Below are 24,016 nucleotides of genomic sequence, written 5' to 3'. Positions count from 1 at the left end.
CTCACTCAGCCTTGTTCACTCTGTAGCTCAACGTCTTTCACCGTTGCACCCGGACGCACTTTTTGTAGACCATTGACGATGACTTTTTCGTTAGCCGCCAAACCAGTCAGCACAGCACGTTTCACACCGTAGGTCTGACCGAGTTCAACGTTACGACGAGACACCACGTGATCATCACCAACCACCATGACGTAGTCACCCGCTTGGTCTTGCTGAACAGCCGCCGATGGGATAAGCAAACCATCAATGGTTTTGTTGCGCAGCTTGATGGTCAAGTTGCCATATTCACCCGGCATAAGCGCGTAAGTTGGGTTATCGAATTGTGCTTCTGCTCGAATTGAGCCTGTTTCTAAATCGATCTTGTTGCCAACGGCGTAGATCTTGCCATCAAGCGGGTACAATGAACCGTCTGAAAGCGTCAGTGTTAAATCAACATCCAGTTTGTCATCGTTACGATGGGCCACATCAATCGCACTTCTTACGCGGCGGTAGAGCTTCTCATCCACATCAAAGCCAAAGCGAATTGGGTCGATTTGAGTGATCGAAACAAGAGGAACGAGTTGAATTTTCGAAATACGGTCACCCACTCGGAAGTTGCTGAAACCCACGCGGCCAGAGAAAGGAGCGCGCACAGAGCTAAATTCAAGATCGAGCCTTGCTGAAACCAGCGTCGCTTTCGCCTCTTCTACCGAGGCAATCGCTGCGGCGTGCGCAGCAATGGCGTCATCGTATTGCTGCTCACTGATGCTTTTATCTTTGATGAGTTTCTTCACACGTTCTGCATCACGCGTAGTTTGAACGAGTTGTGCTTTTGCTTTTTGCAACGACGCTTTTGCATACGCCAGTGCCGCTTTGTAAGGACGGTCGTCGATTTCAAACAGCAATTGGCCTTTTTCTACCATATCGCCATCTTTAAAATGAATCGCGGTTAATTCGCCACCGACTCGCGGCATAATATCAACGTCATTTACCGCTTCAGTTCGACCGATAAAAGTATGATAAGGAGTGATTTTTGTTTCGGTTAGGGTAACGGTTTCAACAGAGGGTGCTTGGGCTGTTTTCGTTGCGATATCGCCAGTTTTGCATCCTGATAGTAATGCAGAAGATATAGCAATAGATACCAACGCAAATTTATATTTGGCTTTCATGATAAACCTACTTTATGTAGAAAGAGCTTTGGCCTAAATATTTAAATATATGGATAAACCTACTTTCTATTCTGGAAATAAACGAGGGAGTTAGAATTGGTAGTTAAATTCGATACGGTGATCACCATCACCGAAATTAACGTGCTCATTCCAGTTTGCAAAGTAACGAATATTTGCGCGAGGATTAATTTGATAAGACAACGCAAACTCATGAGTCAAGATATTATCTTCACCCGCATAATAAGTATCTTTATATTGACTAGACCCTGACAACGTATGCATATACATTGGGTTGTAGTTAATCCAGATTTTATCGGTTAATTCAATTTTTGAGTACATACCCACAACAGTGAAAGTACCTGGAATTTCATAACCTTTGTCATCACCACTAAAATCATTAGCAATAGTGACACCCGCACCAGCTAAAGGAAATAGCTGCAACATACCAAACTTAGGTAGACCTTGAATAAAGCTATAAGATGCATCTAATTTATCGTTATCAACGTCGTAGTTTACATCTAATTGACGGCCTAGACCTTTTGCGACTTCTACTTGGAAATTACGTAGTCGGAAAGAGTCAATGCTGTCATCAACGTTGGCATATATTGGATCGTCATTGTCGCGAATGCCAAATAGCTCACCACCAATGCCTTTCATTTCAATGATGTTCATCGCCATGGTACCAGGCTGGCTAGATTGGTAAGTTTGACCGATTTTGATGTTCGCGCCTTTATCAGTAATACCAAAGCCAGCTTGGGTGTATACCGCAAGTGGGTCAGACATATCTTGTAGTTCTTCGCTATTGTTTGTTTGCGCATAGGCAGAAGACGCGAGTTGTAGGGCTGCAACCACAATGGCAACAGACGGTTTCACTAAATTCATAAAACTGTATCCATTTTAATGATTATAAAATTATTCACGTCATGAGGTCATCATAAATAGCAAGCAACACAACTCGCTTTGGATAACATAAATTATCAAAGCAAATTCAATAATGACGAAACATTCGACGTTTTAATTAAAATAAAATAAAGCATCGTAAAAGTTCAATCACCGCTACTTATATCTTATATAACTTGAAATTTGGTAATACCAATGAAGAAGGAAATATTAAAACTTATGAAAATTCAATTATCATTAGAACAAATGATTAATTAATTTTACCATATAAATAGAGAGTGCAATGGATTTAGGTGATCGCGATCAATGTTTCATTTCGATCGTACAACACTCTTCAGATTAATTAGAACATTATAATAATTTAAAAACCTTAGTTTGATTAGCCTAGCATCAGATTAGAATAGTAGGCCTATAATAAATAAAAAGGGAATCACTCTCTGTGATTCCCTTTTATTATCGAGCGATAAAGCGCCGATGTGTTTCGATAACTAAAACGCAAACAATTCGCACTATTGCAGTTTCTCTATTCCCATATTGAACAGTGCAAAACTATAAATATCTGCATTTGTCTCAATTATTTTACGCGTTGGTGTGCCTGCACCATGTCCTGCATTGGTTTCGATGCGAATTAAGGTCGGATTTGAACCCGCTTGCTTCGATTGCAACTCAGCAGCAAATTTGTATGAGTGAGCAGGAACAACACGGTCATCATGATCACCGGTTGTAATCAATGTTGCTGGGTATTCCACCCCTGCTTTTACATTGTGCACCGGCGAGTAACTTTTCAGATATTGGAACATCTCTTTACTTTGCTCTGCCGTGCCGTAGTCATACGCCCAACCAGCACCTGCGGTAAAAGTATGATAACGCAGCATATCCAGTACGCCGACTGCTGGCAGCGCCACTTTAAAAAGCTCTGGACGTTGCGTCATAACGGCCCCCACTAACAAGCCACCATTCGATCCACCGTTAATGGCTAACTTGTTTGATGACGTTACCTTTTCATCAATTAGAAATTCAGCCGCCGCAATAAAGTCATCAAACACATTTTGCTTTTGCATTTGAATGCCAGCGTTGTGCCACTCTTTACCATACTCCCCACCGCCACGAATGTTCGCTACCGCGTAGACACCACCAAGCTCCAACCAAGCCGCACGTGTCGGGTTAAAAGATGGTGTGAGGCTGATGTTGAAACCACCATAACCATATAGGATGGTTGGTGCACTGCCGTCCATCGGTGTCCCTTTTTTATAGGTGATGATCATCGGCACTTTTGTTCCGTCTTTTGAGGTGTAAAACACCTGGCGAGAGTCATACAAAGCTGGATCAAATGGCGCTTTAGATTTGTAGTACACCTCGCTATCACCATCTTTGATGTTCAGACGATACGTAGTGCTTGGCATCTTGTAGTTGGTGAAAGAATAGTAGACTTCGGTTTCTTCTTTTTTACCCGAGAAACCGTACGCGCTGCCAATATCAGGCAATTTGATTTCTCGGATGAGTTTGCCGTTCATGTCGTATTGCTTCACCATCGAGATCGCATCAACAATATAACTCGCAAACAAATTGCCACCCGCGGTAGAAACGCGTAACACATTCTTTGTTTCAGGGATCAAATCTTTCCAGTTTTTGGGCTGCGGCTGACTCGCATCCACCGTCACGACGCGTTTGTTCGGCGCATTAAGGTTCGTAACCAAGTACAGTTTCGTGCCTTGGTTGTCTATCACCCAAGTATCAGAACTGGTGTTATCTAAAATGGTTTTGAGCGAGCTATTTGGCTTACTCAGGTCTTTGAAGAACAGTTTGTTGCCCGACGTCGATACGCTAGCTGAGATAAACAAGTAGCGTTCATCTTCCGACGTGTAACCCCCAACGTAGCGATACTTTTCGTCCTTTACACCACCGAAAATTAATTGGTCTTCACTTTGTTTCGTCCCTAGTTTATGAAAGTAGAGCTTGTGTTGGTCTGTCTTCGCAGAAAGTTCACTCCCTTTTGGCTTGTCATAACTTGAGTAATAGAAGCCTTGATTGCCGAACCAACTGATGCCACTGAACTTAATATCCACCAGCGTTTCGCCGACGGGCTTTTTGGTTTCTGTGTCTAACACAATGACTTTGCGCCAATCGCTACCGCCTTCCGAAATGCTATATGCAACCAAAGAACCATCACGTGAAAAGCTCACTCCCGCTAACGATGTGGTGCCATCTTCACTAAAAGTATTTGGATCGAGGAAAATTTCTGCTTCGCCATCACCTAACTGCCGATAAAGCACATCTTGGTTTTGTAGCCCGTCATTTTTGTAGAAATAAGTGAACTTACCCTCTTTGAACGGCTGGCTTTGTTTTTCGTAATCCATGAGCTTAGTAATGCACTCTTCAATCTGCTCGCGGTAAGGGATTTTCGCCAGATAATCAAACGTCACTGCATTTTGTACCTTCACCCATTCTGCGGTTTCTGGGCTGAGATCGTCTTCCAACCAGCGATAAGGATCACTCACTTTTGTACCAAAGTAGTCATCGACAACATCCACTTTTTGTGTGGTTGGGTACGTGATGGCTTTCGGGGTTACCTGTTCAACCGACGATTGCGCCGCTTCATTCGCATGCGCCACAGACAACACACTTCCGAGTGCGAGAGCCGTTGTGAGTGCTAGGGTGTTCTTTTTCATGAAATTCCTTTTTATTTTTCTGTTTTCTTTTTGTGCAATACATCAGAACTCTACTATATATCGACAAAATGAATCTAATTTCATTAAACGAGTTGTGAAAGCCATCCTAACTCCCTTATTTCCTGCCAATTCTACATATCGGTAAGTGGAGGTGTAGAGCTTAGGAACAACGCTGAAGAGCTACGATGGCGTTTACTCTCTTTCGTCTAATTCAGTTCGATTTGACGCAAAACCCCAGACTCAGAAGCGAAATCTTGGTCGTGACTAATCAGAACAAATCCACCTTTGTATGTATTTAACGCCTGACTAAGCATTATTTTTGACTCGAGATCGAGATGGTTATCTGGTTCATCAAGCAGCAGCAAAGGCTGGGAGTGTTGATGGCTGACGATCAGCATTGCGAGCTTCATCTTCTCGCCACCACTGAGTACGCATCCCAACCGAAACACAGCGTCTCGACGAAAACCGATCCCCGCCAATAAGGTTCTCGCTTCACTTTCCGTCATCTCTTGACAGGTCTCCATTACGTTCTCAAGTAACGAAAGATTTGGATTCACTGCGCCAAAGTGTTGGTCGAGATAATACAAGGGGGTATTCACTTGCAGCTCACCACTCAGCAACGACAACTCGCCAAGCAACGTCTTTAACAAGGTTGACTTTCCGCAGCCATTTTTCCCTTTGAGATGGACTTTATCGTTCGCAAAAATCTGCAAAGTGATAGGAGTAGAATCTCCAAAAGGCAATATACCTTCTTGTATCGACAACACTTTTCGCGAACGGTTCGGATTATCTGCAAGATAAAGCTTTTGCGCTTTGAGCTGCTCATGTCGCGATTGCAACGCCCGCTCTTTGGCTTGTAAATGCACTTGTCTGAGTTGCTCATTCTTATTGCGATTTGAGGCGCTGGCGGTCGCGCTATCCTTTTTGCCATCAAGCAAAATTTTGGGCTGACTGCCGTCTTTGCGCAGTTTGTTCCCTTGCGCGGCGCGTTGGTCTGCTTTTTCGCGATTTTTCTGGGCTTGCTCGGCTAACCGTTTTTTCTGTTTATCGACTTGCGCTAACTGCCTCTCGACCGCTTGCAGTTCAGTGCGTTTTTTCTCGGCGTACACATCGTAATTTCCACCAAAAGCCTGTAAACCTAGGCCCGATAGCTCCCAAATTTCCTCCATCTCTCGCAGCAGCTCACGATCGTGACTGATGAGTAAAATCGCGCCGCTGAAGTGCGTCATAGACTCTATCAACCATTGTTTCGCCTCGGTATCGAGGTGATTGGATGGTTCATCGAGAATCAAAAGCTCCGTTTCGTTTTCAAATAACTGCCATAACTGCAAACGCGCCAACTGACCACCACTGAGCCGAGCACAAGAGAAATCAGGGTCTTGCGGCAAGCCCATCGCAGCAAGCTGCTGTTTGAGTTTCAGTTCAATATCCCACTGTTCGCCAACCAGTTCGAACCAATGTTCAGAAACATCACCTTGTTCAATCTGCTTCAAAGCATGTAAGGCCGAGTCTGTTCCCAGAAATTGGGCGATCGATTGCTGACCTGAAAGCAGATCAGACGGCTGCTGGCGATACATCATGAAAGAAGAGGGAGCAGTCACAACACCGCTGGCAGGCTGAATTTCTCCCGCTAAAATGGAAGCCAAAAGCGACTTGCCGATGCCATTGCGCCCAACCAAACCAACACGTCGTTTAGTCATGGAACAAGAAATAGACTGGAATAGCGTATCGCCATTATCAAACTGATGGCTAACATTAAAAGCTTGTAAAACTGGCATAATTTGCCTCCTGTATGACAGGGACAACAGCCGTAGCTATGATTTGAAATGGCAACAAAACGCGTGCACAAACGCATTAAGCTCTATGTAAAGCTCGACGATATACGTCAAATCAAAAAGTCGTCTTGTTGCAAAGAAATATCGGAAAGTGAGCTACGCCTACTAACCCTGCAGATCCAAAAAATAAGTAAAAATATGGATGACAGGTTTAGTTCTTCATGTTGGCGTAATCTCCTAGAGAAATGATGCACAGAGTGTAGCCGCTTTTTTGTTCAAAAAGCAAGCTTTCTAACCAAATGTGAACAAAAAGAAAGTTTCACAGTAAGTTGTTATATCACATTAACTTTTTAACAAGTCTTTGAACAATTTCGAGATCTTAGCAACACAATTTTTATCCAAGCCATACTATGCTTAGACTAAAGATAATCCACATAAGGGCGTGGTTATGAAATACAAACATATCCTTGTTGCACTCGAACTGTCAGATGAAAGCACCGTGCTTATCGACAGAGCGGTATCAATGGCAAACTATCTCGACTCCGATATCTCCTTTATTCATATTGATGGTACGCACGGAGAAATCTATCGTGAGCTTGTAGACATCAAAGAAAACCCGGATCAAAGGCCGTTGAATGAGCATTCAATGGAATGTTTAAAAACATTTAGTGATTACATGGATTACCCACTTAAACATTTCTTCGTAGGTACTGGCGACTTGGCTGATAAATTAGAGGTCACCATTAAAGAGCAAGAAGTGGATCTTCTGATTTGTGGTCACCACCAAGATTTCTGGAGCAAGATTATTTCTTACTCCAGACACTTAATTAACAAGTCACCGGTGGATATTCTAGTCGTCCCTATTCATGATTAGTAAAACGTAACGCTTCCCAAAACCACCAATTTATTTGGTGGTTTTTTATTGATATTGAAACAGCTTAAACAGTTTTCCAAACTAGCTTGGCGATCATTTATGAGTTACATTTTCTAACCAACCCGCGCTCCTACTGGGCATGGTTATTTAGATAGCAAGGATCCCTATGGCAAATAAAAAAGTACTCATTCTCTTTGCTCATCCTTCCCAGCATCGTTCAGAAGTGAATACTCCACTTTTCAAAGAAGCTCAAAAAATTGAAGGCGTGACATGTGTTGATCTCTATGGCGAATACCCTCGTTTCGATATTAATATCGACCGTGAGCAGCAACGCTTACGTGAGCATGACGTGGTGATTTTCCAATTCCCACTATATTGGTATTCAACGCCTGCAATTTTAAAAGAGTGGCAAGATCTGGTTTTGGAATATGGCTTTGCTTACGGTACAGATGGCACAGCACTGCAAGGTAAGACCATGCTTTGTGTGCTGTCTGCAGGGGGTAAAGAAGAAGCTTATAAGGCAGAGGGCTACAACCACTTTACGATTCGTCAACTGCTTGCGCCTATTGAACAAATGTCCGCACTGACAGGCATGAACTACATTGCCCCTCTCGCGATGTTTGGCGCACGTACAGCAGATGAAGAAGGGCGAATCCCTCGTCATGTTGAGCGGTACAAGAGCCTGCTAACAGCTTTAGTCGAAGATAGGTTGGATGTTGAAGCTGCGGCGTCATTAATCAAGCTTAACAGCGCATTGCCAGAGCTCATTAAGGAGGCTTCATGACAGGGATATTCTTACAAGCCTTCGTATATTTGATTGCTGCTGTAATTGCAGTCCCACTTGCTAAGCGTTTGGGACTTGGGTCCGTTTTAGGCTATCTCATCGCAGGTGTGGTCATTGGCCCAATTATCGGTTTAGTCGGTGAAGAAACAACAACAATCCAGCACTTTGCCGAGTTTGGCGTGGTGATGATGCTGTTTCTCGTTGGCTTAGAGCTCGAACCCAAAATGTTGTGGGCAATGCGCAATCGCTTAATGGGCTTAGGAGGTCTGCAAGTCGGCGGTACCGTCGCGGCGATTATGGGTATTGCCTTGTATTTTGACCAGCCTTGGACCATAGCCTTAGCCATAGGTTTGATCTTCGCCCTCTCTTCTACTGCGATTGTTTTGCAAACTTTTAGCGAAAAAGGATTAACGAAGACGGAAGGTGGACAAAACGCTTTCTCCGTGTTGCTTTTTCAAGATATTGCAGTGATACCAATGTTGGCGTTCATTCCTCTATTGGCCTTACCTGAATTAATTGAACAGGCACAGTCCGCGGCTCAAACAGCCGCAGCGCACCATGAAGAATTAAGCCTCGTTGCGGGGTTGCCCGGCTGGGCATACGGCATCGTAATCACAGCATCGATTGCAATCGTCGTCGTTGGTGGACACTTTTTAAGTCGACCTCTGCTCAATTATGTGGCTAGCTCTGGTTTGCGAGAAATCTTTACCGCAACTGCACTCATGCTGGTCATTGGTATCGCTGCGCTGATGAGCTTAGTGGGCTTATCTCCTGCCTTAGGAACCTTCTTGGCTGGCGTTGTATTGGCGAACAGTGAATTCCGCCACGAGTTAGAATCCAACATCGAACCATTTAAAGGCCTATTGTTAGGTCTGTTCTTTATTACCGTTGGCGCAGGGATCAACTTCTCGGTCCTTTTTGGTGATTTCAGGTTGGTCATGGCATTGACCATTGGCGTGATGGTTTTGAAAGCCTTGGTGCTGTTTATTCTTGCACTGATATTTAGGGTGAAAGGCAGCAACCGCTGGCTGTTTACCCTAAGCTTGGCTCAAGCAGGTGAATTCGGCTTTGTGCTTCTAAGCTTTTCAGTGCAAAACCACGTCATCCCATTTGAACTTTCACAAACTCTTGCGTTAGTGGTTGCGATTTCGATGTTCCTGACACCAGGTTTGTTTATTCTGTTTGATAGAGTGATTCTGCCGCGCTTTGAAAGCCAGTCAAATGAACGCGAAAGCGATACGATTGAGGAAACAGGCACGGTGATCATCGCCGGCATCGGCCGCTTTGGACAAATAGTGAATCGCCTATTGGTATCAAACGGCGTGACTACCGTGGTACTTGACCATCAATCTGACCAAGTCGATAACATGCGCCAGATTGGCACTCGCGCCTATTTTGGCGACGCGACTCGACCAGATATGCTACATACAGCCGGCATTGAGCACGCCGCTGCGTTGGTTGTGGCGATTGATAACCAAGAATCGAGTGTAGAACTGGTGAAGTACGTTAAGCACACGTACCCAAAAGTAACAGTGATTGCACGTGCCTTTGACCGTGGACATGGCTATCTTTTGCGTCAAGCGGGAGCTGATATTATTGAATCAGAGACCTACCATTCTGCATTGGAGATGGGCGGTCACACAATGAAAGCACTTGGCATTCACCCCTTCTTTGTTGAACAACAGAAGGCGACATATAAGCGTGTTGAAGCACGTAAGTCAGAAATACTCTACAAAGCTTGGGAAGATGATTCTGAAGGTGAACGCTATGACAACAATTTCCGACAACTGTTTATTCAGTTAGAGGAGAAAATGGCGGAAGAGATGCAAAAAGATCGTCATGACAAACTATCGCGGTCAGAACGTGGTTGGACACCGCCACCTAAAGGTTACGCCGATGACTTTAATGAAGATAACGTCCAAGAGCTAACACCACCAAGAGAAGAGCCTATCCAACGATAACGCACTCCATATTAAAAACCTCCCGCTTGGGAGGTTTTTATTTTTTCAGTACAGAGCCACACGCCGTGCAGGATAAAATGATCTTCTCGATATTACATAAGATCATTCATTAAAATCTCATACTCTTCGTTTGCTTCTTCCACTAAATGAGAAAGCTCTAACGCATCAGTAACTGCAAGATTGAACTGCCACGGAGTTGTGTCTTCTTTACCACAGATTCGAGTTTCACACCCACGACTCTCAAAAGACAAATCATCAAACTCTGTGGTGTGGCGCTCTTGAAGTTCAACAATCTCAACTTCTAATTTACCGACAGGATTGACTTTAACGTGGGCATGTAACTCCGAACTGTTAGACAAACAATAATCTCTATGAACCGCAATCATGGCCGCCTCCTTGGTCTGCCAACTGACAACTCAACAGTGAGTGTAGACGAGGGATTTTGAACGTGGCGTGAAATAATAATGAAGATTGATCTGTCTCATTAGAACAGACAATTGTTGTCATGAAGGCATGAGCCAGCATGAATCTCATCTGATTTAAATTGTTCTGAGATCGTAATAGTTGGCATTTACCGAGACTTTCCCTATTATCGAAACAAAATTACTGTGGTCATTCTTTAGAGGTCAGTATGGAGCTTGAAGCCGTTGCTAAAGCACTAAAAGAGTTAGGGCATCCGACTCGTTTAAGTATTTACAAAGAAGTCGTCAAAGCGGGATACAAAGGTATCGCGGTAGGCGGCGTACAAGAAAAGCTTGGCATTCCAGCATCCACTCTCTCTCATCATATCTCGAGCCTTGCTTCAGCCGGTCTTCTCACCCAGCGCCGTGAGGGTAGAACCCTTTTTTGTGTTGCAGAATATCAGTGCTTAGATGACGTAATTGGTTTTTTAAAAGCAGAATGTTGCGTTAACGAGTGCTCATAAATTTCTAGCAAAAACGAGAGAGTTTGAGTTTATATTGAACTTCAGCAGAACGTGAATGACGATGAAAAACATACACACCGAAGTTGCTAAGCTCGGTGTGTACATCTTCTAGTTCGCGACAAGTAACATCGACGACTTAGATGGTACGATTAACTTACCGTCAGTTGGAATGATTTGTTCTGTCATCAAATCAACCCAATTGCCATCCGTTTTTAATGTCAAAGACTGTTGACGCTGTGATTTATTAAGCACCACAATACCTTTGTCACCTCGCTTAAGTACGAGCATGTCATCGTTACCTTCAAGAACACTCATCGGCTCGCCATGCGTCATATTATGGAACTGGATCATTTTTGCCATTCTCGGGTCGCTCCATGCACCTTGCCACCTTGGCTGACCATTTTTACCTTTAATACCGCTGGTGTTTAAGTCGGTATAAATCAACGGCACACCGCCATCTCGGCCTAGAATATAGGCATAAGCTAACCATTCGTTTTCCTCGTCCATGATGAGATCAAGAAAGACATCATTGTTAGGAATATCATGTGTGATAGCAAATGTAATCGCACGACCGGGGGACAAAGCCTGACCAAAACAATAGGGATCAATCAGAGACTTGAAGCTGCCCTTTTTAGCAAACGCCTTAAACATGGTTGAGAACAAAGGGAAATCGTACGCACCTAGGCGAGTTTCCTGTAGATACGGCTCAAGAAACAGCTGATACTCTTCTTCCGTCGCACCGCCATCGGTAATAATTTCACCAAATATATGCACATCCCGCGTGATGTCGTCTGTCCAAACACGCTTAAGATGCTCTAACGTCATGTGTTTCGCAGCGTCAATACGAAAACCTTTCACACCAATAGCTTTCAGCGCCTTTAGGTACGCTCGCTGCTGCTCAACGACATGGTCACAAACACGAAGAGTTGGCAAGCCAGGATCGGTTGGTCCACCTGTGATACGTCCGTTTTGAACCTGCCACTTATCTTTCCAGTCTTTGATGCCGAATGCTTCAACAAAGTCCTCTTCATCAAAAAGTGGTTGAGATAGATCGCCAAACAACGCTAGCGACTGATATTTCTGCTTGTTGTTCTGGTATTCCTCCAAGACCTCTTGTCTTGGGTACTGAAGGTCTCTGCGAAGGTGGGCCTCATTTGCCATATGGTTAAACACTACGTCGGCATAAACCCACACACCAACTTGCTCCAGTTCACGAACCATATGAATAAAATCTTTGGTATCACCCAAGGCATTGTCGATAACACGATAATCTTGTGGTTGATAACGCTGCCACCAGCGCTCATCGTGTGCGCTTTTCATTGGTGGCGAAACCAACACAGAGCCATAACCAAGCTTGCGGATTTCTTTTGCTCGTTGGGCAATGTCAGCATACTTCCAATCAAACGCATGTAAGATAACGTTTGCACCGAATGATTGTGTTTCCTGTGAGCCACTCATGTTGTTCTCCTGCTCGTTTCCACTCACGATTACTTGTTTGCATTTTTTTGTGAGTGAATTCAATAATCGAAATTATAAAAGCTATTCATCAGAGGCACTCACCCTTTTAGCACTAACTCAAGGCTGAAATCGAAGGCGTAGCGACTCATCCATTGCACAGCGATAAATCGTTCTGAGTGAATAACGGGCACACAACATACACCCCAAACAGCCCAGAACAAACCTAAGACATTGTTTTATTTAGCAAAAATATCAATCAAAAAAGATGCAACATAAGACCTACGTACGCCCTAAAATAGGCCCAAAGGATAAAAATAGCCAAGCCAACCCGTTGAGTAATCAATTGTTAATAAAACGAAACTGGCAGATGGATCACGTTTGGCGCGTTTCAAAAATCCAGTAAATCACCATACCTAGCGTTAAAAGACTAAAGATTTCTGTTTGTATCTGTCCCGAAATGACTTCAAAATGCGAAACTTAGCTTGTCTCTATGGGGTATGCTCTACCTTGGAGGATAATAATGAATATCAAAGAATTTTCTGACCTCGTCGGGCTATCTGCTCATACACTTCGATACTATGAAAAAATCGGTTTACTTAAACATGTCCATAGAAACGCGAGTGGACATCGAATGTATAGTTCGAAAGATCTAAACTGGATAAGCTTTGTTAAGCGTTTAAAAGAAACTGCAATGCCACTTGAAGAGATTCTAGAGTATGCCAAATTAAGGGAAGTCGGCTCTCAATCTGTACCACAACGTCAAGCCCTGTTAGAACAACACCAAGAAAACCTCAAACGCCACATTGAGCAACAGAAAAAGCACTTATCGGCTCTAGAAGAAAAAATTGCCTTGTATAAAAGCGGAAAAGTTCGTTGACTTAGAGTTAACTCTAACGATTAAGGTGTGTTTACGTTTATTCACTAGGAACATACCGATGGAACAATCACGCTTTAACAAAGGATTAGAACTACTCTCTCAAATTGATGGCGACGCTGGTCATAATGTCATCGAAACCTTACAAGATATTTGTCCAGATTTAGCTCAGTACACCATTGAGTATCCGTTTGGCGATATTTATGCTCGCCCGGGCTTAGACCTAAAATCGAGAGAAATCGCAACCGTCGCCGCGCTAACGGCAATGGGGAATTGCGCGCCGCAACTAAAAGTGCACTTAAATGCAGCGCTGAATGTAGGCTGTAGCGAGGATGAGATTAAAGAGATCATTTTGCAGATGTCCGTCTACGCAGGTTTTCCCGCGGCATTAAACGGCATGTTTGCATTCAAAGAAGTGCTAGCGGAAAGAGCAGAGTAATAACGACGTTGAAATCAATTTAACCGCAATTAAAAACGGCCCTTGGGGTTCGGGCCGTGATTAAAACAACGAGTGAATTAGCGCTCAGGAGTTTCAAGCAGTTTAACCGCGCAATCTACCGCGTTGTTAATCCCTTGACTGCTCTCCAACTTGCCTGAACTTGCAGGACCAAGGGCACAAGAATACAAAGCCAGCTGCTTATCGAACGGCAGATCCAACTGTTCATAGAGATTTTGTCGGATTCTTGCATGTTGTTCTGGTTCTTGGTTAGCAAGGCTAATCAACGTTTCATAAATAAGCGTTTTCATGTCTTTCCCTTTTCACTTTATTGCACGGGGTGCATATATATTGTATCCATTTGGGAAGCACAAATCAGAAGCTAGGTCACAGAACGCGTCGCTAAAAAAGTTTATGTGCGCGGTAAATTGCAATACAAATCTAAAGCCGTTTAGAAAAAGGGCAACTGATAACTCGATAAACCAGCCGATTAACTAGCATTCGCCGCTGTTTGTTTATAATCGTGTCCGATATAAACAAAAACGTCGCTGTATCAGCGACGTTTTATCTCGACTTTAGTTAATCGAACCTGTTTAGTTGAAGTGCACTAGCATTTCAACGTCATCGCCTTGCTCTGGAGCCTGAAGAGCGAAATGCACGTACCCTGCTTCAGTAACAGGAATCGCAAGGTATTCATTGCTGCCTGCATAGTTGGACGCATACTCGTGCTGCTCTACTGTAGGCCAATGCTCCCTACTCGCGTATAGATCGACATTACCAGTTTGAGAGTGAGCCGTTAGCCATACACGAACCTCTTCAACACCTTCAGGCACATAAACTGCTGCATAACGCTGCTTGTGAACGGTAAGCATTTTGGCTTCACCAGACTCTAATACCACAGGTGCTAAATCATCTTGCACTTGGGTTGGCGGTGTTTGCGCTTCCACTTCTAACGCAGCCACAAGATTCACTGAGTCATAGCTATCACGTCCAGTTAAGCTGATGTAGTAACGACCCGCTTTAACGTAACCATCTTGCTCTGGTTCAAACACAATCTCTTCATTGCTGCCATCAGCATAATGACTCATTTCGAAATCATAGTAATGCGCGACTTTGTTGTAGCTCATGTAAAGATCCGCATCACCCGCACCCTCAATAGATACATTGAAGTTAACGGTGTTGGCTGGAACATCAACGTAGAACAGTTTTTCGCTGTATGCTTCGCCACTGAGCTGAAGGCTTTGGTTCGCCGTCAATTCAGTCACTTGTGCTTCAGGGCTTGTTGGTTCTGTTGGCTCTTCTGGGTCTGTATCAGGTTGCTCAGGTTCCACTTTTAATGTGTCCAACCAACGTTCAAACTCAGCATCGTATTGTTGACCTAAAGACGTCACCTGCTGTGCCCATTGTTCGAACTGGCCAGAGCGCGACAATGCCAACAAGCTTTCGACGTCTTGTGGATGATTTTCTAACATGAATCGAACAGCTAGATAACCCCAACGATAGATACGATTGGTATCGTGAGAGTACGTGGTATCAAACACAGTGGAAAGGCTCAGTTTACCATCTGCAATCAGCTCAATCGCAGCTTGGTAACCTTGCTTGTAATGCATGTATTCAGCAAAACCTTCTAGCCACCAAACAATATGACCATGAGCCAAGTTATCGCTGAACGAACCGTATTGGTTAAATCGTGCATCTAAATAGTGCGTGTATTCATGTTCTAGGTTCAAGATAGAGAGATCTTCACCATTCGCGTAGCGATAAGCGACGAAACGCGCAGTATTGTCCGCTTTTGAAGGGCCACCTTCTAGGTACTGACCACCGTTGTCCGTTGTATTACCAAATAGGAATGAAGAGTAATCAACGTAACTAGTGTTACTCGCGAATACCGCCACTTCAACACGATCATTCAAATCATCAGCGACAGGTTGATTACCCGTATTCGCAACTCGATGGAAGTCGGCTTCTTTTGCCGCTAGCACTTCACACGCTTTCGCTGCTTGAGCATCGGTCAGATCCTCAGAGCGAATAATGGCAGGTCCCTGACATTCAAAACGATTTGGCATTACACGTGCAGCTAAATCTTGCTTGGCTTGCTCAATATTCAGACCATTTAGGCCTTCTGGTGCGTAGTAGCTCATCATTTCAACGGCAGCAAGCCATAGTTTGTCATGCTCACTACCCAGTGGATAACGCTGCATCACCTGTTGCATTACTGCCAATGCTTTGCGTTTGGTCTCCTGATCTGGGCTCGCGAGCAAACGACCAGTTTCACGTAATGCATTGAAAACGATAAAGCTTGCATCCGTATCTAATGCCCAAGCATTATCAGATGCGAATTTCACCAACGTATCAATATGGTGTGTATTGTTTGCCATGTATCGGTAGAACGCATCGTTCGCCGCATGGCCTGCCATAGAGCGGAACAAGTTGTTTAAACCATCGACCCATTGCGTGTCCTGCGCGGTTTCACGATTAAAGTGCATCAACGCGGCCATCATGCTATCCATGGTCAGCGGCAACTGCTTAACGTTATCAACCATCAAAGTCAGGCTCTTCATTGCACCAACTTGTTCACGACCTTGATCCAAAGCATGAGGGTTGTTTAGGAATAGGTTCGTCGACTGAGCAAAACGCTGACTCAACGCTTGCGAAAACTCGGGTGTACCAGTACCAGCGTTGTAGCGAACGTAGTAGGCCGCTCGAATAAATTCGCCTAGGTTCTCTAGAATACGAGCTTGATCTGCTTCACCACGATAGCGAGCGATTTCTTGATCCAGCGCGACTTGGATACGGCTTAGGCTCGCTTCACTATAGATATCATTCAGCGTTTCTGAAGGTGCTGAAAACCAAGCGTGGTAGCAATCATACTCAGCACCAGAAACGGCAGTAGCCAGATCTCGCGATTGTTGTAAATCAGCAACAGCACACTGATTTTGTGCAAAAGAGAAGCCAGACACACTCGCTAGCATACAAGCAAGCGCCAAACGATGGCGCGGGAAAAAACGGATATGAGACATAACAACACTCATTGATTATTAACATACATTGAGTGGGGGTTTATATTCTTTACAGCTCAAACAGTGAAATCAGTGTCATAAAATTTATGAAACCGCTCCCAAAAATAGGTCTTTTACTCTAATTAAATGGGAGCAATCCCACTCCCAAAAAACTCACAATTATCAATAAAAACATTAATTTACCTTTTTCTAAATAACGACTTTATGAGGAAAATTGCCCTTAAACGCCCCCCTTAACTCTTCCAGATAGAGTTCACGACAATCAAAGGTTCTAAATTAAATTTTGATGCTTGATACCATCTATTTTTATTTGTGACTCATTCCCAATAAGTCATAGAGTGCATATCAAAAGGTTGGCATTAATGGTAAATTCTCCGCCAAATCAAACACATTTACTCCTCCAGTCATTGATGAGTGAATAAAGCAGATATTTGGCTAGGGATAATACATGTCACTTTGGGGATTTTTGGGAGCGGGGATTGCCTACTTCATGACAACGTTTGCCTTTGTTTTTGGCGGCATTTTTTGGTTATGTGCTGAAGGTAATACATTAAGAGAAACAAAGCGCCAATCATCAATAATGTCCGGGGTTATTGCTTGTACTATTGGAACTTGGGTGCTTGCTTTTGGTGTTTACGTTTACGGTTACTTTTGGGATAACTCTTCTCACTATTATTTTTATTTGCTCGCTCCATGGGGACTTGCCATTTTTGGGGTAAAACTTCGTAACCGCTGGGTTAAGCAATACGCGCGTGTAAAACACGCAAAAGAAGAACAGTGGCAAAAGCACTGGCGAGAATTATTAGGGGAAGATACTGAAGAGCTTCCACCATATACACATGATTACGAGCTCTACTCGGGCATTTGGCAAGCCAATGAAGCGCTCCAAGAACAGTGTTTTGCAGCCCTTCCTCACGGGAAAGCAGTCTACGAGAGAGTGAAAGCCTTCCAAACGATGGCCTCCCCCGCTGGTGACATAAACAATCAAGTTTTGCTGAGTAAACTCGATCAACTAGAGGGTGAAATCATTCAAGTTCTTGAGCAACACTCGCAAAAGAAAGTAAGCATTGAAACTGGCGCAGGTACTTTACACAAAGAGTCAAAACGCAATGTTTATCACCATGAGAATGGCCCAACAGAAGAGCAACTGTACGACTCAATCAACCTCCAACATGATTTGGATCGAGAGCTACGCAACATTATCTATGATCGGCTCGGTTACGATGGCGAAGATGAGTACTTTTTCCTCCAAGCGCCACTCGAAGAGCTTACCGAGAATGAAACCGCAATCAACTGGATGCTCTGGGGGTTAGTAAGCGACCATTTTGCTGTTGACCCATACCAAACGGCGTTGGATCTCAGCCTAATGAATGCGGAACCAAGATGGGGGCAAAATGAACGGTTTGTAATGATTACGGCTCAATAAACGCAAGTACTAAGTCTAACTTTAATACAACCTATTCTGAGACCACCCTCGCGTTGGTTAACTTAGCCAGTAAGCGGCCAACGCGATCGCGCATTTCACGTCTATCGACAATCATATCTAGCGCACCATGCGCTAGTAAAAATTCACTTCGCTGAAACTCGTCTGGTAGCTTTTCACGTACCGTTTGCTCAATGACCCGTCTTCCCGCAAAGCCAATACTTGCTTTAGGTTCACCAATATTGATGTCTCCTAACATGGCTAAACTCGCCGAGACGCCACCATAAGTTTGGTCCGTCAATACTGAGATATAGGGTAATCTGTGCTCAGATAAGTGGTTTAACGCGGCGCTGGTTTTTGACATTTGCATGAGTGCCACCAAAGACTCTTGCATGCGCGCCCCTCCGCAAGCGGAAAAACATACTAACCCAGATTTTGTATTAATTGCGCTTTCAACTGCTCGGACAAACTTCTCGCCAACCACTGCGCCCATCGAGCCTGCCATGAAAGAGAATTCGAATGCACACGCAACAACAGGCAGACCCAATAACTTGCCCTCCATCACCACCAACGCATCTTTTTCTCCAGTCGTTTTCTGTGCTAAAGCAATTCGCTCTTTATATCGCTTTAAGTCTTTAAAACCCAAAATATCTTGTGGCTCCAACTCACTTGCCAACTCTTGTTGTGTTCCATGGTCCAGAAAAGAGATCAACCTTTGACGCGCAGCCATTCTCATGTGATATGAGCATTTAGGGCATACTTCCAAATTTTCTTTTAACGCGGCACTATAAAGTATTTGTTCACACTCAGGACACTTTGTCCAAACGCCCTCAGGGATAGACGCTTTGCGCGAACCTATTATATTTTTATTCTCAAATAACCGTTCTAACCAGCTCATAAATTCACCACTATTGATTACGTTCTAGCGCGATATCTCGTTGTTTGTTCGCTTAAACTTGTAAATAAAATTGTATGTAACTTAGTACAGGGATAAAGTGCGATATGCTGGCTTGATAATCCAATAAAATGGGATAATGAAATGTTTGATAACGTTGACCAAATCTGGTTAAAAAGTTTTCACTGTGTTTATGAGAACAACAGCTTTAAGCGAGCCGCTGAGTGTTTGAATATACCAACATCAAATGTCAGCCGACACATTGCCCTGCTTGAAGAAAAGTTAAACATTAGGTTGTTCAATAGAACAACAAGGCGAATGACGCCTACCGAGGCTGGAGAAGAGCTCTATAGCAGCACTCGTCCGTTATTGGAGCAACTCAACGCCGCACTAGAAACGGTAACGCGCCACTCACACACGGTAACAGGGGAACTGCGAATTCTTATGCCAGACACACCTGTACTGGCAAAAGCTATTGTTTCCTTTTGCAATCAATATCCAGCAATCTCTTTGCATTGTGATACAACGCTCGCCCCTAAAGGCGATGCTATCGATGGCTTTGATATAATATTGAGTTTTCATAGAGGGACTTTGTCAGACAGTAACTGGGTGGCGAGAGAGATAAAACGCTGGCCCAGTACCATTTTAGCCGCGCCTCAACTAATTGAGAAATACGCCACCCCTTACAAAATTACGGATCTAAGTCATGTTCCCTGCATCACGACGCTTACCGCAGTAAATGGTGCACCATGGGTATTCAGAAACCCTGTTGGGGGCCATATTACTCAAACTGTGCAATCTTCATTCAAAGTAAACAGCGGTCATCTCGCCAGATATGGCGCGTTATCAGGGCTTGGATACGCAATATTGCCAATTGAGTCATGCCAAAATGAGATCAAAAATGGTGAGCTAGAAATCGTCACTCTAGAGTACGAACCTGAGGATTTAGTGCTTTACGCCTTTTACTCGTCTAGAAAACATGTAGCTAAGAAAATATCTATGTTTGTTGAACATTTAAAGCAAAACGCAAAACTTAACGCCTAGCTAAGCTTTACTCAACTAATTTATCGTATTCTGTTTTATCGTCTAGAAAGGACAAACACCGCTAAGCGATTTGAGACTCGATTTTTTCAAATAAAAAAGCCAGCAATTAACATTTACTGGCTTTTATTAAAGAGGGTCAGTTGGCGTTTAGATTCTAAACGCTCCTACGTGACGATCGAGTGTTCGCGATAGCTCCGCGAGTTGTTGACTTGATTCTTCTAGTTGCTCACTCGCCGTTAGCGCACTTTTCACTGAGTGGCTGACGGTATCCATGTTCATATTAATTTCGTTTGCTACCGTTGATTGCTGTTCTGTTGCTGTTGCTACTTGAGTATTGATATCTGAAATAGTCGTCACTTGTGCAGCTATTGCTTCTAAAGCCTGTCGAGCTAACTCGGTTTCTGCCGTTCCTTCTTCAATAAGAGTCTTACTATTGCTCATTGAATTCACCGCACTTTGAGCTTCAGTTTGTAGCTGGTGAATCATGTTGTCAATTTCATCGGTAGAATGAGCCGTTTTAGTCGCTAGGTTGCGAACTTCATCAGCTACGACTGCAAAACCTCGGCCGGCATCACCAGCGCGTGCAGCTTCGATAGCCGCATTGAGAGCCAATAGATTGGTTTGCTCCGAAATACCTCTAATCACCTCTAGAATACTACCAATCGACTGAGTATTTTCAGCAAGACTCACGATAATGTTGGAAGTGCTGTTCATCTCGTTTTCAAGATTAGTCATCGCCGTTTTGGTTCTTTCTAGCGTCGTGTAGCCATCTTGCGCTTCATTACTTGCTGCACTCGCAGCATTTGCCGCTCCAGCAGCATTGGAGGCAATTTCATTGACCGTCGCAATCATTTCGTTCATGGATGTGACAACCAGCATGGTTTGCTCGTTCTGCTCTTGCCCTCTTGTGAGCGCTTGTTGAGATTGCCCACGCAAAGCGACAGCTGAACTATTAAGCTCCACACCAGTATTTACAACTTGTGTAATAATCTCATGTACTTTCCCAACAAAAACGTTGAAAGCAGAAGAAATTTGCGCGACTTCGTCATTACCTTTCGCTGGCAAACGAACGGTTAAGTCTCCGTCTCCTTTTGAGATGTCTTGTAGAGCGTCTTTAAGCGCAGAAAGCGGTCTCATCAGTTTATTTAGCAGAAGTGACAGAATCAAAACACACATAACGAAGATCGCCACCATAGAGATCAACTGGTAAGTAATAATTCCATTCGTCGCTTGGCTCACTTCGGTAATAGGAATACCGATATCAAAAGTACCGTATAACTGACCATCCACATAAATTGGTGCCATGATGTCAAACACCCATACTTTCTGGACATCGGCATACCACTTTGAGTACTGTTGAACACCTCTCGTCGCGCCTTCAACAGTATATTCATCGTTATAGGTTTTGTTCAGCTTGTGCTTATCACTGTGGGCTACTGCCGTTACGTTACGGTCAATTACAACGGCATAACTCACGTCTGAACGTTGTTTCAGCCCCTCAACAAGCGATTGTAAATCTTGCATTGGATTGGCTGAGTTCTCCAAAATATAACTCGCATTTCCCGCTAGAAACTCAGCTTGAACTTGGGATTTGTTTAAGATGATGTCATCGATTTTCTGACTCGAAATTAGGTACGTTGATGCCATACTCGCCACGACAGCAATACCAAACATGGCGCAGACTGCTAATAAGATGATTCTTTTCATTATAATTGTCTCAATACAATTCAATTGATGCTCATTAATCGAGCGCTAAGCCTTTCTTCTCCAAAACCAACCAAACTGCATTTTGGGTCTGTTTGGCAGAGCAAGACATAACTTTATAACTATGTATCTGCTTGGTTCCCGATTACTTTAGACAGAAGGAAAAAAAGTCTTCAAAACGTCACATTTCTACGAGGTTTGGCGAAGGGACGAGTACGCAAAAGGAAACGTTTGCATAGTTAAATTTAACTATGCGACCAAATTGGTATCGAACATTAAAGAAAAGAGTTCTAATTAGCGTTTTGCCGTCGGGAGCGCTGTGGTCAGTGCTCCCGTTTTATCATTTAGTATCTCAGGTTCAGATATTAGAGCCACAATTGCAGCGGTTGTAATCCGAGATGCTTGGTGAAGCGAGAATGACTTGGTTTGTAGATATGGCAGCGATGTCGGATCGAGTGATTCTCAATCAAGAATCGGCAGCAAAATAGGCAAACCAAGGCATGAAGCCATTACCCATACAAAAAGAAAGGAAAAGAGTCTTTATCACAGAGTTTAACTCGTCAGCGATATGTATCCATGCATACCCATGTATAAACCAACTGCACTGATCAAGACGCCCGATAAGTAAGGAGCTCGACGTGCAACATCATTCAAACCGCTCCATTTAGATGTCGCTTTTTGCACGCCCAATGCTGCCACAACGCCAACAGCAACCAGAGTCAAGGCTAAGCCAATACTGAATGACACAACTAAAGTCGCACCAAGAGTCATTGCCTTAAGCTGCAAACAGATAAGCAAAACCGTTACCGCAGCAGGGCATGGAATCAAACCGCCCGTTAATCCAAACAGCAGAATTTGCCCATTCGTCACGTCTCGATTCTCAAAGCGTTTTTGAATGTCTAAAGCGTGAGCGCGTTCGTGAGCATCTTGATATTCCTTATCTTCGCTTTCTAAATGAGAACTAGAACGGAAATGTACATCAAAGTCATGGGTATGATCATGGTGCCCGATGATCAAAGTGACAGAAAGTCCATTAGAGACTTCAATGCAAGACGCCGATTCCAAGTATCCATCACGCTCTATAAAGTGATAGATATCAGCAGGTTGATAACCATCACTCGATACCGAAACCTTGATACCTTCAGCAGTTAAAGGTTTACCGCTGAGTGTTCGCAATTGGAAACGGTGATGCTCCCCTTCCTGTGTAATCGAAAGCGAAACATGCCCATGTCCTGTATCCACAACTTGCGTCGTCCAGTCGCGAGCATGATCCTGAGCTTTGTTCCAAGCTCGCTCATCGCTCCATGTCCGCCAAAACATCCATACGCCGGTTGTCACGATAATGACCCCAGAGATAAGTTGCATCCATGGTTCAGCCGCTTCAGCGGTGAATTTCTGGCTAATATACATCCCGCCAACAGCGATTAACCATACAATTATAGTGTGAGAAAGTGTGGCAGCTAAACCCAGCATCACGGCTTGTTTGACCGTTCCTTTCACCGCGACAATGAACGCCGCCATCATCGTTTTAGAGTGCCCAGGTTCTAAACCATGCAAGGCGCCAAGCAAAATGGCACTGGGAATAAAGAACCACCCATTACCTTGTTGTAGTAACGCGACAAAATCCATTGTTGTTCTCTGTTGTTGATTCTAATTTATCGCAAACTATACTCCCCCCTAGTATTAAATACTACCCCCCAGTATAAATTGAGTGCTACATTATCAGTTAGAATAACTCGGCCCGTAACTTAAAGAAGATAAGACATGTCGCATACAACCAGAGATCAAAAGAAGCTCAACACTCGAGTCAGTAAAATACAGGGTCAGGTGAATGGACTTAAAAAAATGCTGGAAGAAGAGCATGAATGCCAAGATGTGTTGCAGCAGATTGCCGCTATTCGGGGAGCAGTAAATGGTTTGATGCGAGAAGTAATTAAAGGTCACTTACTTGAACACGTCGTACTTGAGGAAGACAAAACTCAACGTGAAAAAGATATGGAAGTCGTATTAAAAGTACTGGACTCTTATATAAAGTAACCCTACTTCGCTAGAGTAAAATCACTAGAGTTAAACTCGAATAGAACCTTTATAGGTAATCTCTTACTAAGCGGGAAATAACAATTCCA

20 protein-coding genes are annotated in these 24,016 nt (G+C 43.8%); 9 read left to right on the top strand and 11 right to left on the bottom strand.

The genetic code is table 11. The features are described 5' to 3' along the window. Positions 1-5: 5 nt before the first annotated feature. The 4 genes from vmeP to R8O70_RS01960 all read right to left on the bottom strand — a co-directional run bounded on the left by vmeP (position 6) and on the right by R8O70_RS01960 (position 6,495). A complete protein-coding gene (vmeP, locus tag R8O70_RS01975; RefSeq protein WP_005391278.1) occupies positions 6-1,148 on the bottom strand; it encodes an efflux RND transporter periplasmic adaptor subunit VmeP in 1,143 nt (380 codons plus the stop codon). 90 nt (positions 1,149-1,238) lie between these two features. Beyond that, positions 1,239-2,030 (bottom strand): hypothetical protein, encoded by a 792-nt coding sequence (locus tag R8O70_RS01970; protein ID WP_017821525.1) that lies wholly within the window; start codon positions 2,028-2,030, stop codon positions 1,239-1,241. A gap of 527 nt (positions 2,031-2,557) precedes the next feature. Continuing rightward, positions 2,558-4,717 carry a prolyl oligopeptidase family serine peptidase gene (locus tag R8O70_RS01965; protein WP_171342508.1) on the bottom strand — a complete coding sequence of 720 codons (2,160 nt, stop codon included), beginning with the start codon at positions 4,715-4,717 and terminating at the stop codon, positions 2,558-2,560. Positions 4,718-4,923: 206 nt separating this feature from the next. Beyond that, the gene (locus R8O70_RS01960) at positions 4,924-6,495 is read right to left on the bottom strand and encodes an ATP-binding cassette domain-containing protein (protein WP_171342507.1); all 1,572 of its coding nucleotides are present in this window, start codon (positions 6,493-6,495) and stop codon (positions 4,924-4,926) included. 445 nt (positions 6,496-6,940) lie between these two features. Here R8O70_RS01960 and R8O70_RS01955 point away from each other — a divergent pair, with 445 nt between their 5' ends. The 3 genes from R8O70_RS01955 to R8O70_RS01945 all read left to right on the top strand — a co-directional run bounded on the left by R8O70_RS01955 (position 6,941) and on the right by R8O70_RS01945 (position 10,111). After that, positions 6,941-7,366 carry a universal stress protein gene (locus tag R8O70_RS01955; protein ID WP_005375398.1) on the top strand — a complete coding sequence of 142 codons (426 nt, stop codon included), beginning with the start codon at positions 6,941-6,943 and terminating at the stop codon, positions 7,364-7,366. A gap of 166 nt (positions 7,367-7,532) precedes the next feature. Beyond that, the gene (locus R8O70_RS01950; protein ID WP_005375391.1) at positions 7,533-8,150 is read left to right on the top strand and encodes an NAD(P)H-dependent oxidoreductase; all 618 of its coding nucleotides are present in this window, start codon (positions 7,533-7,535) and stop codon (positions 8,148-8,150) included. Next, a complete protein-coding gene (locus tag R8O70_RS01945) occupies positions 8,147-10,111 on the top strand; it encodes a monovalent cation:proton antiporter-2 (CPA2) family protein (protein WP_171342506.1) in 1,965 nt (654 codons plus the stop codon). The genes R8O70_RS01950 and R8O70_RS01945 overlap by 4 nt, the downstream gene beginning before the upstream one ends. 92 nt (positions 10,112-10,203) lie before the next feature. On the opposite strand, the gene R8O70_RS01940 is transcribed toward R8O70_RS01945, so the two are convergent. After that, positions 10,204-10,497 carry a hypothetical protein gene (locus tag R8O70_RS01940; RefSeq protein ID WP_005375389.1) on the bottom strand — a complete coding sequence of 98 codons (294 nt, stop codon included), beginning with the start codon at positions 10,495-10,497 and terminating at the stop codon, positions 10,204-10,206. A gap of 245 nt (positions 10,498-10,742) precedes the next feature. Here R8O70_RS01940 and R8O70_RS01935 point away from each other — a divergent pair, with 245 nt between their 5' ends. Then, complete coding sequence (locus R8O70_RS01935) at positions 10,743-11,036, top strand: ArsR/SmtB family transcription factor (protein WP_005375388.1); 294 nt, start codon at positions 10,743-10,745, stop codon at positions 11,034-11,036. 108 nt (positions 11,037-11,144) lie between these two features. Here the strand turns inward: R8O70_RS01935 and R8O70_RS01930 are convergent, their stop codons facing one another. Beyond that, positions 11,145-12,494, bottom strand: coding sequence for an alpha-amylase family protein (locus tag R8O70_RS01930; RefSeq protein WP_054578668.1), 1,350 nt, complete (start codon positions 12,492-12,494; stop codon positions 11,145-11,147). A gap of 520 nt (positions 12,495-13,014) precedes the next feature. Between R8O70_RS01930 and R8O70_RS01925 the strand changes: the two genes are divergently transcribed. Together R8O70_RS01925 and R8O70_RS01920 are read left to right on the top strand one after the other, a co-directional pair. Beyond that, positions 13,015-13,371, top strand: a complete 357-nt coding sequence (locus R8O70_RS01925; protein WP_005375386.1) for a MerR family transcriptional regulator — start codon at positions 13,015-13,017, stop codon at positions 13,369-13,371. A 58-nt stretch (positions 13,372-13,429) separates the two neighbouring features. Continuing rightward, positions 13,430-13,807 carry a carboxymuconolactone decarboxylase family protein gene (locus R8O70_RS01920; protein ID WP_005375385.1) on the top strand — a complete coding sequence of 126 codons (378 nt, stop codon included), beginning with the start codon at positions 13,430-13,432 and terminating at the stop codon, positions 13,805-13,807. Positions 13,808-13,884: 77 nt separating this feature from the next. Here R8O70_RS01920 and R8O70_RS01915 read toward each other — a convergent pair whose 3' ends face one another. Beyond that, positions 13,885-14,115 (bottom strand): PAS factor family protein, encoded by a 231-nt coding sequence (locus tag R8O70_RS01915; RefSeq protein ID WP_005375384.1) that lies wholly within the window; start codon positions 14,113-14,115, stop codon positions 13,885-13,887. A 282-nt stretch (positions 14,116-14,397) separates the two neighbouring features. After that, positions 14,398-16,824, bottom strand: a complete 2,427-nt coding sequence (locus tag R8O70_RS01910) for a M9 family metallopeptidase (RefSeq protein WP_318184013.1) — start codon at positions 16,822-16,824, stop codon at positions 14,398-14,400. Between the two features lie 448 nt (positions 16,825-17,272). Between R8O70_RS01910 and R8O70_RS01905 the strand changes: the two genes are divergently transcribed. Beyond that, positions 17,273-18,250 (top strand): hypothetical protein, encoded by a 978-nt coding sequence (locus R8O70_RS01905; RefSeq protein ID WP_171342505.1) that lies wholly within the window; start codon positions 17,273-17,275, stop codon positions 18,248-18,250. A gap of 31 nt (positions 18,251-18,281) precedes the next feature. Here the strand turns inward: R8O70_RS01905 and accD are convergent, their stop codons facing one another. Beyond that, on the bottom strand, positions 18,282-19,145 hold the full coding sequence (gene accD / locus R8O70_RS01900; RefSeq protein WP_064354563.1) for an acetyl-CoA carboxylase, carboxyltransferase subunit beta: 864 nt from the start codon (positions 19,143-19,145) through the stop codon (positions 18,282-18,284). A 141-nt stretch (positions 19,146-19,286) separates the two neighbouring features. Here accD and R8O70_RS01895 point away from each other — a divergent pair, with 141 nt between their 5' ends. Then, on the top strand, positions 19,287-20,186 hold the full coding sequence (locus R8O70_RS01895; protein WP_171342504.1) for a LysR family transcriptional regulator: 900 nt from the start codon (positions 19,287-19,289) through the stop codon (positions 20,184-20,186). Positions 20,187-20,333: 147 nt separating this feature from the next. Here the strand turns inward: R8O70_RS01895 and R8O70_RS01890 are convergent, their stop codons facing one another. Both R8O70_RS01890 and R8O70_RS01885 read right to left on the bottom strand, forming a co-directional pair. Further along, on the bottom strand, positions 20,334-21,893 hold the full coding sequence (locus R8O70_RS01890; protein ID WP_017635256.1) for a methyl-accepting chemotaxis protein: 1,560 nt from the start codon (positions 21,891-21,893) through the stop codon (positions 20,334-20,336). Positions 21,894-22,442: 549 nt separating this feature from the next. Continuing rightward, complete coding sequence (locus tag R8O70_RS01885; RefSeq protein ID WP_171342503.1) at positions 22,443-23,519, bottom strand: nickel/cobalt efflux protein RcnA; 1,077 nt, start codon at positions 23,517-23,519, stop codon at positions 22,443-22,445. Positions 23,520-23,654: 135 nt separating this feature from the next. Between R8O70_RS01885 and rcnR the strand changes: the two genes are divergently transcribed. Further along, positions 23,655-23,927 carry a Ni(II)/Co(II)-binding transcriptional repressor RcnR gene (rcnR, locus tag R8O70_RS01880; RefSeq protein ID WP_005375370.1) on the top strand — a complete coding sequence of 91 codons (273 nt, stop codon included), beginning with the start codon at positions 23,655-23,657 and terminating at the stop codon, positions 23,925-23,927. The last annotated feature ends 89 nt before the right edge of the window (positions 23,928-24,016 follow it).

Source organism: Vibrio sp. 779(2023) (genome assembly GCF_033344285.1).
GTDB classification, from domain to species: Bacteria; Pseudomonadota; Gammaproteobacteria; order Enterobacterales; family Vibrionaceae; genus Vibrio; species Vibrio alginolyticus.
Note: the sequence above shows the minus strand (reverse complement) of the source record. Positions and strands in the feature narration are given on the sequence as shown.